The organism is Burkholderia sp. SJZ089, from assembly GCF_007828315.1.
Taxonomy (GTDB): domain Bacteria; phylum Pseudomonadota; class Gammaproteobacteria; order Burkholderiales; family Burkholderiaceae; genus Burkholderia; species Burkholderia gladioli.
The window spans coordinates 279,920-293,966 of sequence record NZ_VIUM01000002.1; the positions used below are offsets into that span (position 1 = coordinate 279,920).

Sequence of the window (14,047 nt, forward strand, 5' to 3'; positions counted from 1 at the left end):
TATCTTTTTCTCGCTATTGACCCGATAGCCGAAAGGGTTATCCCGGCACGGGATCGCGCGATTCACGACAGGGACATGACCGGCAGATGGGGCTGGCGCCGGCCCTTCAAAACACCTGGTCGAAAAAAAACCCGCCGGGAAGGCGGGCCGAAGTCGCTGCGCTCATTCTTTCGATCGGGCGGCGCGCCGTTCGGCGCCGCCGCCCGGGCCCCGGGACCTGGGGTCCTCGGGGCCTTCCATCCGATCATTACTCGACGTGTTCGCCGTGCAGGATCACGTCCAGGCCTTCGCGCTCCTCTTCTTCCGTGACGCGCAGGCCCATCACCATGTCGATCACCTTCAGGATGATGAAGGTCACGATGCCGCTGTACAGCAGCGTGATCGCCACGCCCTTGGCCTGCACCAGCAGGCTGCCGTCGAAGCCGCCGATGTCCTTGACCGCAAACACGCCGGTCAGCAGGGCGCCGAGGATACCGCCCACGCCGTGCACGCCGAACGCGTCGAGCGAGTCGTCGTAGCCGAGCTTGATCTTGAGCCAGGTGGCCGACCAGAAGCAGACCACGCCAGCGGCGATGCCGATCACCAGCGCGCCGCCCACGCCGACGAAGCCGGCTGCCGGGGTGATCGCCACCAGGCCGGCGACCGCGCCGGAGACGATGCCGAGCACCGAGGGCTTGCCCTTGGCGATCCACTCCGCGAACATCCAGCCCAGCGCCGCGCAGGCCGTGGCGATCTGGGTGGTCAGCATGGCGAAGCCGGCACGGCCGTCGGCGGCCACCGCGGAACCCGCGTTGAAGCCGAACCAGCCCACCCACAGCATCGAGGCACCGATCAGCGTCAGCACCAGGTTGTGCGGGGCCATCGCCTCGCGGCCGTAGCCGACGCGCTTGCCCAGCACCAGGGCCGCGACCAGGCCGGCGATACCGGCGTTGATGTGCACCACGGTGCCGCCCGCGAAGTCGAGCACGCCGTCCGAAGCCAGCCAGCCGGTCGGCTCCCAGACCATGTGCGCGATCGGCACGTAGACCACCAGCGACCAGATCGTCATGAACACCAGCATCGCCGAGAACTTCATGCGGTCAGCGAAGGCGCCGCAGATCAGGGCCGGCGTGATGATCGCGAAGGTCATCTGGAACACGCAGTAGACCGATTCCGGGATGGTCGTGGCCAGGTGGCTGACGGTCAGCGTGGTGGCCGTATCGCCCTTCACGTAGGCCATGCCCGAGAGCAGCACCCGCGAGAAGCCGCCGATGAAGCCGTTGCCCGGCGTGAACGCGAGGCTGTAGCCGACCACCGTCCAGAGCACCGTGATCAGCGCGGTGATCGCGAAGCTCTGCATCACCGTGGCCAGCACGTTCTTCTTGCGCACCATGCCGCCGTAGAACAGCGCCAGGCCCGGGATCGTCATGAACAGCACGAGCGCGGTGGAGGTCAGCATCCAGGCGGTGTCGCCCGAGTTGATCTTCGAGGAATCGACCGAGACGGGCGCGGTCGGTGCGGCGGGCGCGGCGGCGGCCGAGGCACCCGAAGCCGGGGCGGCGGCGGCGCTCGCGTCGGTGGCCGCGGAAGCGGCGGCCGGAGCAGGTGCCGCGCTGGCGGCCGCCGGCGCGCTGGCCGTGGTATCGGAGGCCACGGCAGCCGAGGCTGCGGCGGGGGCGGACGAGGCGTCGTCGGCCATCGCGGCGCCGATCCCGGTCGCCGCCAGCGAGCCGGCCATCAGCAATGACATCAAAAATTTGCGCATCTTGGGTTTCCTCTTGTCGCTTGTCGTTTTATTGACTTACAGGGCGTCGGCGCCCGTCTCCCCGGTGCGAATCCGGATAACCTGTTCGATCGGCGTGACGAAGATCTTGCCGTCGCCGATCTTCCCCGTGCGGGCCGCCCGCTCGATCGCCTCGACCGCCTGGTCGACCAGGTCGTCGGACACGGCGGCCTCGATCTTCATCTTCGGCAGGAAATCGACGACGTATTCGGCGCCCCGATAGAGCTCGGTATGGCCCTTCTGGCGGCCGAAGCCCTTCACCTCCGTCACCGTGATGCCCGAGACGCCGAGCGCCGAGAGCGCCTCGCGCGTCTCATCGAGCTTGAACGGCTTGATGATTGCGGTAATCAGTTTCATGAAGTCCTCTCGCTTTTCTGGTGGTCCGGGCGGTGGTCCGACTCACCGCGTTCCGTGGGTAGCGGGACACACTCAGCAACTCGCGTGCCATGTCGCGGTCCGAACCATCGCGCGCGCCGCCCGGCGGCCCGGAATACCCGGCCGAACGGCCAGCGCGGCGGCACTTCGCTGGCGTGCGTAATGGAAGGTTGTTAGAGTGCACGCACGTCCGGGGCATCCGGCGCGCCGCAACGGGGCGCGCGATGCCCGGAAACGGGCCGGCGGCGCGCACCAAATCCGCTCATGCGCGCCTTGTCGGCACGAACGCAACGGAATTTGCACATTTTTTGTGCAGAGAAGGGGAACACCATGAAACAACCCAGCGACGTTTTCAACGATCTGCAGTCGCGCGTCAGCGATCTGCTGAAGAATTCGCCGGCCAAGGATGTCGAACGCAACGTCAAGGCCATGCTCACCCAGGGCTTCTCGAAGCTCGACCTGGTGACGCGCGAGGAATTCGACACCCAGACCCAGGTGCTGGCCCGCACCCGCGCGCGCCTCGAGGAGCTCGAGCGCCGCGTCGCCGATCTCGAACGCAAGCTCAACGAGCGCCCCTCGGGCCTCTGATCCCCCGTCGCGGCCCCGGCCGCGACTCCCCGCAGCACCCGCCCGCGCCACGCCGGCAAGCGCGCACCCGCTCAACGGAATCCCCGAACGGCAGCCCGAGCCTCCCTCGGCCGCCTCCAGGAGTGCCCCATGTCGCTTGCCGTCGTGCGCTCGCGCGCGCCCGCTGCCGGCCGTGCGCCGGAAGTCACCGTCGAAGTCCACCTGGCCAATGGCCTGCCCTCGTTCTCGATCGTCGGCCTGCCCGACCTGGAAGTACGCGAGAGCCGCGAGCGCGTGCGCGCGGCCCTGCAGAACTGCGGCTTCGACTTCCCGGTGCGCCGCATCACCGTCAATCTGGCCCCGGCCGACCTGCCCAAGGAATCGGGACGCTTCGACCTGCCGATCGCCCTCGGCATCCTGGCCGCGAACGGGCAGTTGCCGCCCGGCGTGCTGGCCGGCCGCGAATTCGCCGGCGAGCTGTCGCTGACCGGCGCGCTCAGGCCGATGCGCGGCGCCTTCGCGATGGCTTGCGGGACGGCACGCGGGGAGCTGGCGGAAGGCCGGCGGCGCGAGGCGGCGGCAGCGAACAATGTCGGGGCGGGTGAGGACGTGGGCACCGACGAGAACATGGGTGCGGGCGAAAGCATCGATGCGGATGAGGGCGGCGCGGGTGGACGCAACGACGGCGACGCCGAAGCCGGCCAGGGCGCCGCGCCGACCGGCAACGCCGGCGCCCGCCGCCGTCGTGCGCCGCGCGGCCTGCCCCCGCCATCCAGGGGACCCGAGCTGTACCTGCCGCTGGACAGCGCGGCGGAAGCCGCGCTGGTGCCGGGCGTCACCGTCTACGGCGCGCCCGACCTGCCCGCGCTCTGCGCGCACCTGGCCGGTGCCGACGAGGCGCGGCTGTCACCGATCGCCGCGCCATCGTCCAATTCGACGCCCGCAGCCAATGCTCCCGACCTGGCCGAGGTGGTCGGCCAGCAAGGCGCCAAGCGCGCGCTGGAAATCGCCGCGGCGGGCGGCCATCACCTGCTGATGATCGGCCCGCCCGGCGCCGGCAAATCAATGCTGGCCGCGCGCTTGCCGGGGCTGCTGCCGCCCATGACCGACGAGGAGGCGCTGGTTTCGGCGGCCCTGCTGTCGGCCAGCCGCGTGGGTTTCTCGCCCGCTTCATGGCGGCGCCGGCCGTTTCGCACGCCGCATCACTCCTCGAGCGCGGCGGCCCTGGTCGGCGGCCGCAATCCCCCGCAGCCGGGCGAGATCACGCTGGCCCATCTAGGCGTGCTGTTCCTCGACGAGCTTCCCGAATTCGATCGCCACGTGCTGGAGATGCTGCGCGAGCCGCTCGAAGCCGGCCGCATCACGATCTCGCGGGTCGGCCTGCAGGCCGACTTCCCCGCCGCCTGCCAGCTGGTCGCGGCGATGAACCCCTGTCCCTGCGGCTGGCGCGGTGATCCCTCGGGCCGCTGCCGCTGCACGCCCGAGGTGGCCACGCGCTATCTGCGCAAGCTGTCGGGACCGCTGGTGGATCGCATCGACCTGCAGGTCGCCCTGCCCGCGCTGTCGCCCGCCGAGCTGGCCGAGCGCGGCACGCGCCCGGCCGAGGCCAGCGCGACGGTCGCGCGGCGCGTGGCCGCCGCGCGCGATCGACAACTGGCGCGCCAGGGCTGCACCAACCAGATGCTGGGCGGACGCGAGACCGATCGCTTCTGCCGCCCCGGCGCCGAGGGAGAGCGCCTGCTGCGCGAGGCCGGCGAGCGCTTCCACTGGTCGGCGCGAGCCTATTACCGGGTGCTGAAAGTTGCGCGCACGATCGCCGATCTTGCCGGCGATGCGCAGCCGGACGCCGCGCAGATCGGCGAGGCGATCCGTTATCGGCGCGCGATCGAGCTGGTTTGAGCCGAAATGCCTCGCTGTCAAGACTTGACTTATACACATTTACCGGTATCGATCACTCGCGCGCCGACGCATCGCGCGTACCTGCGAGAACGCTCGCAAGCTACTGAATCGTCAAGTGTTTTTTCCTCGCCGAATATCAATGAAACCGATTTGAAAGCGGCGCGAAGCCGTTCTCGGGGCACGATTCGGGGGTTTGTCAACAAAGTTATCCACATCCGCTGTGGATAGCCGAAAAGCCTTGTGAAATCCGACCACTAGCGAGGTTTTCCTCGACCGCACCTTCACTTCGCCCACACATTGCGGCAGTGCGACGCACCCTTCGGTCGCGCGCCGCGAACACGTGCCTCAATCGAGCTTGAAGGAACCGAGGAACTGGTCGAGCGCCTCGGCCGGCAGCGGCGCATCGGCGATCGCCACGGCCTGGTAGACATGCGCGCCGCGCGCGACGAGCCGGGCCACCACGGTCTTGCCGGCGGCCGCGCCCGATGCGCCCGCATGGCCGGATGCGCCGGCCGGCTCGCCGCTGAGCCGCAGCTCGATGCCGGGCGTGCTGCCGCCGGCCGCGAGCGGCACCGCCACCTCGCGCTCGGCCGCCTGCGCGCGCAGGTTGCGCGACAGCCCGGCGCGCAGCGCATCGAGCACCGCGCGCTGCGTGGCCGGCCGCGCGTCGGGCAAGCTCACCGTGCCGACCGCGAACACCGCGCCCTCGACATGCGCGGCCTGCATGCGCATGTCCATGCTGGCGCCGCCGATCTCGACCGGGCGCGCGTCGAGCGTCGGCTTGGCCGGCAGGTCGATGCTGTAGCCGGCGTCGCTGTGCAGGGTCCGCCAGTCGAGCGCCGGCGTGCAGCCGGCCGCGATACCGAGGACCAGCCCGGCGGCGATCGACAGGGCGAGGCGGCGGGCACCCTCGGCGCGACCTCGCGGCGCGGTGGACAGGATGCGGATTCCGGAAAGGAGCATGGCGAACGGGGAACGGAACGAGCCGCCATTATCGTCGCCGAGCCTCTCGGCGCGCACTCGAATAGGCAACATAAGCCGCCCCCGGTGCCCTCGCGCAGCGAGGCCGGAAATCGGGCCCGAAGCACCGCCGGCGCTGATACCGGGCATCGCGAGCGCTGCCCGATGAGCGTCACGATTTGACGCTACAATGGTCGCCGCCCGTGCATGCCGCGCGGGATTCGCCCGATCCGCCGAGGTGTCCTCGATGAGCCCAGCCCCCGCTTCCTCCAGCCGCCGCGCCAGCCCGCTGCGCTATGTCGTGATTGCCGCCGTCGCGGTGGCGATCGCCGTCGCCGGTTATTTCGCGCTGAACGGCAAGTCGAGCGTGCCCGACGCCACCTTCACCCTGCTCTCGGGCCAGAAGGTCTCCACCAGCTCGGACCTGAAGGGCAAGGTCTACCTGGTCAATTTCTGGGCGACCAGCTGCGAGACCTGCATGAAGGAAATGCCGCAGATGGTCCAGACCTACAATCGCTTCAAGGGCCAGGGGCTCGAATTCGTCGCCGTGGCGATGAACTACGATTCGCCGATGTACGTGGCCAACTACACGCAGACGCGCCAGTTGCCGTTCAAGGTCGCCTTCGACGACGGCTCGATCGCCAAGCAGTTCGGCAACGTCCAGCTCACGCCCACCACCTTCGTGGTCGACAAGGACGGCAAGATCCTCAAGCGTTATGTCGGCGAGCCGCAGTTCGCCGAGCTCGACCAGCTGCTGCAGAAGGCGCTCGGCAGCAACGCCTGAACGCCGCCTCCCGAACGAGACAAGGCCGGCCGCGCCTCCAGGCACCGCCGGCCTTGTTGTTTCCGGGGCCGATTTCCCGAGCAGATGACGGCGTGACGGCAAGCTCGCGGGCCGCCTCGAGCGCCCCGCTCAGCGCTCGTTCTCGCCCTTGGTCGACAGCCCGTAGCGCTTGATCTTCTCGTAGAGCGTGGCCTTGCCGACATGCAGCCGGTCGGCCGTGGCGGCCACCGCGCCGCCCGTGAGCGTGAGCGTGTCGGCGATCACCGCGCGCTCGAACTGCTCGACGCGCTCCTTCAGCGACTGCTCGGCGCCGGCCGCCTCGCGCGCCTCGGCGCCGCCGGCCGGCTCCACCACGCCCTCGGTCACGCCCAGCACGAAACGGTCGGCGGCGTTGCGCAGCTCGCGCACGTTGCCGGGCCAGTCGCGCTGCATCAGGCTCTCGCGCTGCCGGTCGGTCAGGTGCGGCGCCGGGCGGCCGTAGCGCACCGCCGCGTCGAGCATGAAGTGCTCGAACAGCGGCACGATGTCCTCGCGGCGCTCGGCCAGCGGCGGCAGCGCGATGGTCACCACGTTCAGGCGATAGAGCAGATCCTGGCGGAAGGTGCCGGCCGCCACGTGCTCGCTCATGTCGCCCTTGGCGGCGGCCACCACGCGGCAGTTGACGCGAATCGGCTGGTTCGAGCCGAGCCGCTCCAGCACGCCGTCCTGCAGCACGCGCAGCAGCTTCACCTGCAGCGCGAGCGGCATGCTCTCGATCTCGTCGAGGAACAGCGTGCCGCCCGAGGCATATTCGAGCTTGCCGACCCGCCGCTTGGCCGCGCCGGTGAAGGCGCCGGGCTCGTAGCCGAACATCTCGGACTCGAACATCGGCTCGGGCAGCGCCCCGCAGTTGACGGCGATGAAGGGCTTGTCGCGGCGCGGCGACATCTCGTGCAGGCTGCGCGCGATCAGTTCCTTGCCGGCGCCGGTGTCGCCGTTGATCAGCACCGAGGCGTCGGTCGGCGCGACGTTGGCGATCAGCCGGCGCACCTGCTCGATCGCCGGGCTGCGGCCGATGATGCGCGGCGCCACCACACCCTGCACCGCCAGCTCGCGACGCAGCGCGAGGTTCTCCAGCACCAGCTCGCGCCGCTCGATGGCGCGGCGCACGGTCTCGATCAGGCGCTCGGTGGCGAAGGGCTTCTCGATGAAGTCGTAGGCGCCGTCGCGCATCGCCTGCACCGCCATGGTGATGTCGCCATGGCCGGTGACCAGGATCACCGGCACCTCGGCGGCTCGCTCGCGGCACTGCGCCAGCAGCTCCAGGCCGCTGGCGCCGGGCAGGCGGATGTCGGACACCACCGCGCCGACGCGCTCGCCGAGGATCGCCTTCTCGGCGGCCTCGGCCGAGCCGAAGCCGGCCACCTCGAAGCCGGCGAGCTGCAGGCTCTGCACGGCGGCGCGGCGCACCAGTTCGTCGTCTTCGATATAGATAACCTGCAGGCGGTTCGCCATCCTGTTTCACCCAATATGGTTCGATGCCGCGACCGGCGCGGATAGTCAAGGGATGGTCAGCGGCCGGTCGCGAAACTCTGCGGATGATGCGTGCGGGCGCGGCGCAGCGTCAAGACGAACACCGCGCCGCCCTCGGGCGCATTGCGCGCCTGCAGCGAGCCGCCCGCGTCGCTGGCGATCGAGGAGGAGATCGCGAGACCCAGGCCGAGCCCGCGCCCCATCTCCTTGGTGGTGAAGAACGGCTCGAACAGGCGCGGCAGCAGCTCGGGCGGCACGCCCGGTCCGTTGTCGGCCACCGTGATCACGATCGTGCCGGGATTCGCCTCGATGCTCACCAGGATGCGCGGCGCCGCCACCCCGGCCACCGCGTCGAGCGCGTTGCCGAGCAGGTTGATCAGGATCTGCTCGAGGCGCAGGTCCTCGCAGATCGCCACCAGGTCGGCGTATTCGAGCGAGGCATCGAGCGGCGCCGGGCCCTGGCCCGGATGCAGTGCATCGTCGAGCTCGACTTCCAGGTTCACCGCCTGCAGCCGCTCGCGCAGCAGCGAGACGACGTTGCGCAGCGCGCGCGCCACCTGGGCACGCTCGTTGCGCGGCCGCGCGCGGCCCACGAACAGCTTGAGCTGGTTGGTGATCTTGCCCATGCGCTCGGTCAGCGAGGCGATCGCCTCCAGGTTGTCGCGCGCGGCGGCCTGCTCGCCGCGTTCGAGCAGCACCCGCGTGTTGTCGGAGAAGCTGCGCAGCGCCGCCAGCGGCTGGTTCAGCTCGTGGGTGATGCCGGCCGCCATCTGGCCGAGCGCCGCCAGCTTGCTGGCCTGCACCAGCTCGTCATGGGCGGCGCGCAGCTCCAGCTCGGCGCGGATCCGGTCGCCGACCTCCTTCTGCAACTGCTCGTTGGCTTGCGAGAGATCGGCGGTGCGCTCGGCCACGCGCTGGTTCAGCTCCGCGTAGGCGTTCTGCAGCAGCGCGCGGCCGCGGATCATCTCCTTGACGCGCGCGCGGCGCATGCGCCAGTAGAAGGCCAGCAGGAAGATCGAGACCACGCCGAAGCCGGTCACCACGGTGGCGTTGCGCGCGTCGGTGTCGACCGGCTCGATCGGCGCGAGCGTGACCAACTGCCAGTCGGGCTCGCCGAGCCGGCGCTGGGTGGCCAGGTAGCGCGGCGCGCGCATGCCGGCGCCGATCCGCACGATCTCGGCGCCCGGGCCGAGCACGCGCTCGACCCGGATCGGCACCGGCGTGACCGGCTGCTGCGCGTACTGGCGCGTGGCGTAGATCGAATCGGCGACGCTGCCGGTGAGCGGCTTGAGCGTGTGGTATTTCCAGGCCGGCACCGAGGACAGGAAGATCACGCCGTGATCGTCGGCCACCACCAGCGGCTCGGAGGCGTCGGCGCCCTGGAACCATTCGAGGTTGAGCTTGACCACCGCCACGCCGACGATGCGCCCCTCGCGCCGCACCGGCTGCGAGATGTAGTAGCCGGGATCGTGCGAGACCGTGCCGATCCCGAAGAAGCGGCCCACCCCGCCCTTGATGGCGTCGATGAAGTAAGGCCGGAAGCGGTATTCCATGCCGACGAAGCTGTCGGGGTCGCGCCAGTTGCTGGCCGCCACGCAGCGCCCGTCGGCGCCGATGATGTAGGTGGTGGTGGCGTGCGCGTGCCGGTTCAGGTCCTCGAGGTAGCGGTTGGCCCGCTCCACGTAGCCCGGCGTGTCGACGTTGGCCAGCACGTCCTGCACGAAGGGATGGCCGCCCAGCAGGTAGGGCAGCGATTCGTAGCGGTCCAGCGTGCTCTTGAGCGCGCTGGTGGTGCGATCGACGCGCACGCCCGCGTTGCGGCGCAGCTCGTCGATGCCGCGCTGCCAGGTGATCGTCCAGGTCAGCGCGCAGGCGGCGGCCAGCAGCGCGACGAGCACGAGCAGAACGAGCAGGCGGCGCTTCACGTTCGCGGTTTCCGGAAAATGGGAATCGCCTATTGTGGCATAGCCGCCCGCGCCAATAGATGCGGGGCCGGCCCGGTCGAACGCTCTCGCGCCGCCGGTGCCGGCCCCGCCGCGCAGCGGCGGCTTCTCGCGCGCCGCTGCTTCCTGCTTCACCTGTTACGCCTTCGCGGTGGTATCGCTGGCCGCCAGTTCGCCGTTGAGCGCGGCGCGCAGCTTGTTGCGGTCCAGTTCCTTCTCCCAGGCCGACACCACGATGGTGGCCACGCCGTTGCCGACGATGTTGGTCAGCGCGCGGCATTCGCTCATGAAGCGGTCGATGCCGAGGATCAGCACCATGCCCGTCAGCGGGATGGTCGGCACCACGGCCAGCGTTGCGGCCAGCGTGATGAAGCCCGCGCCGGTCACGCCGCTGGCGCCCTTCGAGGTCAGCATCGCGACCGCCAGCAGCGTGAGCTGCTGCATCCAGGTCAGTTCGATGTTGGTCGCCTGGGCGATGAACAGCACGGCCATCGTCATGTAGATGTTGGTGCCGTCGAGGTTGAACGAGTAACCGGTCGGCACCACCAGGCCCACCACCGAACGCGAGCAGCCGGCCTTCTCGAGCTTCTCCATCAGCTGCGGCAGGGCCGCTTCCGAGGAGCTGGTGCCCAGCACGATCAGCATCTCTTCCTTGATGTAGGCGACGAAGCGGATCACCGAGAAGCCGGTGAAGCGCGCGATCGCGCCGAGCACCACCACCACGAACACCGCCGAGGTCAGGTAGAAGGTGCCGATCAGCTTGAGCAGCGGGATCAGCGAGCCGACGCCGTACTTGCCGATGGTGAAGGCCATCGCGCCGAACGCGCCGATCGGGGCCAGCTTGGTGATGATGTGGACGATTCCGAACAGCACGCGGCTGGTGCCCTCGATGAAGTCGGTCACCACCTTGCCGCGCTCGCCGAGGTGCGCCAGCACGCTGCCGAACAGCAGCGCGATCAGCAGGATCTGCAGGATCTCGCCCTGGGCGAAGGCATCGAACATGGTGTTCGGGATGATGTGCATCAGGAAGTCGACGGTCGACTGGCCGTGCGCCTTGGCCGCGTAGGAGGCCACTTCCTTGCCGTTGAGCGTGGCCGGATCGATGTTGAAGCCGGCGCCCGGACGCAGCAGGTGGGTGGCCGCCAGGCCCAGCACCAGCGCGAAGGTCGACACGATCTCGAAGTACAGCAGCGCCTTGCCGCCGACCCGGCCGACCTTCTTCATGTCTTCCATGCCGGCGATGCCGGTCACCACCGTGCAGAAGATGATCGGACCGATCACCATCTTGATCAGCTTGATGAAGCCGTCGCCGAGGGGCTTCATGTCGACCGCGAGGGACGGGTAGTAATGGCCGAGGATCACGCCGACGATGATGGCGAAGATCACCTGCACATAGAGCACTTTATAGAAAGGTTTCTTCTTCACGATGAGTCCAGTTTCCAGAGGGGTGAAGTGAGCCTAGAGAACCGGCGTCACGCGCGCGGACGAATGTCAGGGGGAAGCCATTCGCCCGCGCGGCTGCCGTGCCGCAACAAGCGACGGCCTCAGACCATCCGGGGGGAAGGATACGGGTGGGGCGTCATCGGTTGTCTCCTTGCTGCTGTCGTTGTCCGGCCGGGGGATCGGCCTTGCGACAGATATACGCAAGCTCGATGCCAGCTTGGCGACAGCGGGCAAGCCATTGATTCTTATGGTTTTATGAAAATTGGCGCGGCACGCGCAATCCGCTTTTCCGGAAATCCGGAAAGCGGCGCGTCCGGTATTCCGGACGATTGGGAAATAATGTGTCGGGCCATTTACGCGACACGAGCGGCGCGGGGGCGCCGGGGCGGCCCGCCCGCCGCACCGACACCTTCGCCTCAGCCGCGCCCCAGCGCGATATAACGCGCCAGGTGGTGATCCTCGTCGCCGAGCTGGTGGTCGATCATCACCAGCCGTTTCGCGTAGTGCGAGAGCGGCAGCTCCCAGGTCATGCCGATTCCGCCATGCAGCTGGATCGCCTCCTCGGCCACGCGCGTGCCGATACGCCCGATCGTGTACTTGGCGGCAGACAGGGCCCGCTCGCGCTGGGCGCGCGGCGCCTCCAGCGCGGCCGCCGCGTTGATCACCGCCGAGCGCGCCTGCTCGATCTCCAGCAGCAGGTCGGCGACGCGATGCTGCAGCGCCTGGAAGCTGCCGATCGGCAGGCCGAACTGCTTGCGCGTGCGCAGGTAGTCGATGGTCTGCGCCTTCACCACCTCCATCGCGCCGATCGCCTCGGCGGCCAGGGCCAGCAGGCCGAAGCCGGTGACGCGCTCGAGCAGCTCGGCGCCGTCGCCGGCCAGCCGCGCGCCCGCCGCCAGTTGCACGCCGTCGAGGCGCAGCTCGGCCGCGCGGCCGCCGTCGATGCGCGCGTAGTCGCGCAGCGCAAGGCCTGGCGTCTCGCGCGGCACCACGAACAGGGCCAGGCCGTCGGCCGCGTCGTCCTCGCCGGCGAGCCGCGCCGACACCACGAAGAAGCCCGCCTGCGCGCCGTGCTCGACCACCGCCTTCGCGCCGTCCAGCTTCCAGCCTTCGCCCGCCGCCACCGCACGCGTGCGCACCCGGTGCGGCTCGTAGTGGCTGCCCGGCTCGGCATGCGCGAAGGCGGCCGTGGTGCCGCCCTCGATCAGCGCGGCCAGCCGCTCGCGCTGCGCCGCGTCGCCGCCCGCCGCGATCGCGCGGCCGGCCATCAGCGCGCCGAGGAAAGGCTCGACCACCAGGCCACGCCCGAGGCTCTCGAACACCACGGCGAGATCGAACCCGGCGCCGCCGAGACCGCCGTCGGCTTCCTCGAACAGCGCGCCGATCACGCCCAGCTCGGCGAAGCGGCGCCACAGCTCGGCGTCGTAACCCGCCTCTGAGCGCGCGATGCGCTCGCGCACCGGAAAACCATAACGTTCGTCGATGAAGCGGTTCAGCGAATCGGCCAGCATCCGGCGATCGTCGCTCAGCTTGAAATCCATGGGGCCTCCGTCTGCGTCACAGACCAACGATCGTCTTGGCGACGATGTTCTTCTGGATCTCGTTCGAGCCGCCGTAGATCGACAGCTTGCGGTTGTTGAAATACTGCGCGGCCGCGCTGGCCGCCTCGGCCGGGCCGACCTGCTCTTGCTCATGTTTGCCCTCGTGATCGGCCTCGAAGGCCTCGTCGACGAAGGGCATCGCGTAGGGGCCCATCGCGCGCCGCATCAGCGAGGAGATCTCCTGGCGGATCTCGGTGCCGCGGATCTTCAGCATCGAGCTTTCCGCGCCCGGCGCGCCGCCGCCGGCCACCGCCGCCAGCACGCGCAGGTTGGTGGTCTTCATGTTCTCCAGCTCGATCTCGACGCGCGCCAGGCGCGCGGCGAACAGCGGGTCCTCGGCCAGCGGCCGGCCGTTCTTCAGGAGCCGCCCGGCCACCGCGCGCAGCCGCTCCAGCGCGGCCACCGAGAAGCCGATCCCGGCGATGTTGGTGCGCTCGTAGGTCAGCAGGTACTTCGCGTAGGTCCAGCCGCGGTTCTCCTCGCCCACCAGGTTCTCCACCGGCACGCGCACGTCGGTGAAGAACACCTCGTTGACCTCGTGCTCGCCGTCGAGCAGCACGATCGGCCGCACCTCGACGCCCGGCGTGTTCATGTCGACCAGCAGGAAGCTGATGCCCTCCTGCTTGCGCACGTCGGTGGCGGTGCGCACCAGGCAGAAGATCATGTTCGCGTAGTGGCCGAGCGTGGTCCAGGTCTTCTGGCCGTTGACCACGTAGTGATCGCCGTCGCGCACGGCGCTGGTGCGCACCGAGGCCAGGTCGGAGCCGGCGCCCGGCTCCGAGTAACCCTGGCACCACCAGTCCGAGCCGTCGAGGATGCGCGGCAGCCAGTGGCGCTTCTGCGCCTCGCTGCCGTACTTGATCAGCACCGGGCCGAGCATGTTCACGCCGAACGGCACGATGCGCGGCGCGCCGGCGATCGCGCATTCGTTGTCGAACAGGAATTTCTGCGCCACGCTCCAGCCCGGGCCGCCATGCTCCTTCGGCCAGTGGCTCGCCAGCCAGCCCCTGGCGTGCAGGATCGCGTGCCAGCGCTGCATGTCCTCGCGCGTGAGGTGCAGGCCGCTCCTGACCTTGCGCGACAGCTCCGGCGGCAACTGCTCGGCGAGGAAGCGCTGCACCTCGGCGCGGAACGCTTCTTCTTCGGGAGTGAAATCGAGGTTCATCGTATCGGCTCCGGTCGAGACGAAAGGGTTGACGGG

11 protein-coding genes are annotated in these 14,047 nt (G+C 69.4%); 3 read left to right on the top strand and 8 right to left on the bottom strand.

What is annotated here, in order from left to right:
* Positions 1-247: 247 nt before the first annotated feature.
* Together FB600_RS04380 and FB600_RS04385 are read right to left on the bottom strand one after the other, a co-directional pair.
* Entirely contained in the window at positions 248-1,744 is a 1,497-nt protein-coding gene (locus tag FB600_RS04380) for an ammonium transporter (protein ID WP_175427764.1), read from the bottom strand.
* A 36-nt stretch (positions 1,745-1,780) separates the two neighbouring features.
* Positions 1,781-2,119 carry a P-II family nitrogen regulator gene (locus tag FB600_RS04385; protein ID WP_006398175.1) on the bottom strand — a complete coding sequence of 113 codons (339 nt, stop codon included), beginning with the start codon at positions 2,117-2,119 and terminating at the stop codon, positions 1,781-1,783.
* 348 nt (positions 2,120-2,467) lie between these two features.
* Here FB600_RS04385 and FB600_RS04390 point away from each other — a divergent pair, with 348 nt between their 5' ends.
* A complete protein-coding gene (locus tag FB600_RS04390; protein ID WP_013699477.1) occupies positions 2,468-2,725 on the top strand; it encodes an accessory factor UbiK family protein in 258 nt (85 codons plus the stop codon).
* 129 nt (positions 2,726-2,854) lie between these two features.
* The gene (locus tag FB600_RS04395) at positions 2,855-4,603 is read left to right on the top strand and encodes a YifB family Mg chelatase-like AAA ATPase (protein WP_098181547.1); all 1,749 of its coding nucleotides are present in this window, start codon (positions 2,855-2,857) and stop codon (positions 4,601-4,603) included.
* 345 nt (positions 4,604-4,948) lie between these two features.
* Here the strand turns inward: FB600_RS04395 and FB600_RS04400 are convergent, their stop codons facing one another.
* Complete coding sequence (locus FB600_RS04400) at positions 4,949-5,566, bottom strand: hypothetical protein (RefSeq protein WP_096750151.1); 618 nt, start codon at positions 5,564-5,566, stop codon at positions 4,949-4,951.
* Between the two features lie 244 nt (positions 5,567-5,810).
* Here FB600_RS04400 and FB600_RS04405 point away from each other — a divergent pair, with 244 nt between their 5' ends.
* On the top strand, positions 5,811-6,347 hold the full coding sequence (locus FB600_RS04405; protein WP_096750150.1) for a TlpA disulfide reductase family protein: 537 nt from the start codon (positions 5,811-5,813) through the stop codon (positions 6,345-6,347).
* 129 nt (positions 6,348-6,476) lie between these two features.
* Here FB600_RS04405 and FB600_RS04410 read toward each other — a convergent pair whose 3' ends face one another.
* From FB600_RS04410 to FB600_RS04430, 5 genes are all read right to left on the bottom strand, one after another.
* A complete protein-coding gene (locus FB600_RS04410; protein ID WP_013699481.1) occupies positions 6,477-7,841 on the bottom strand; it encodes a sigma-54-dependent transcriptional regulator in 1,365 nt (454 codons plus the stop codon).
* Positions 7,842-7,897: 56 nt separating this feature from the next.
* Positions 7,898-9,901, bottom strand: a complete 2,004-nt coding sequence (locus FB600_RS04415; protein ID WP_186027774.1) for an ATP-binding protein — start codon at positions 9,899-9,901, stop codon at positions 7,898-7,900.
* 39 nt (positions 9,902-9,940) lie between these two features.
* Entirely contained in the window at positions 9,941-11,227 is a 1,287-nt protein-coding gene (locus tag FB600_RS04420; RefSeq protein WP_013699483.1) for a dicarboxylate/amino acid:cation symporter, read from the bottom strand.
* 434 nt (positions 11,228-11,661) lie between these two features.
* Complete coding sequence (locus FB600_RS04425; protein ID WP_096750149.1) at positions 11,662-12,786, bottom strand: acyl-CoA dehydrogenase family protein; 1,125 nt, start codon at positions 12,784-12,786, stop codon at positions 11,662-11,664.
* A gap of 16 nt (positions 12,787-12,802) precedes the next feature.
* Positions 12,803-14,011, bottom strand: coding sequence for an acyl-CoA dehydrogenase family protein (locus FB600_RS04430; protein WP_145756294.1), 1,209 nt, complete (start codon positions 14,009-14,011; stop codon positions 12,803-12,805).
* Positions 14,012-14,047: the final 36 nt, after the last annotated feature.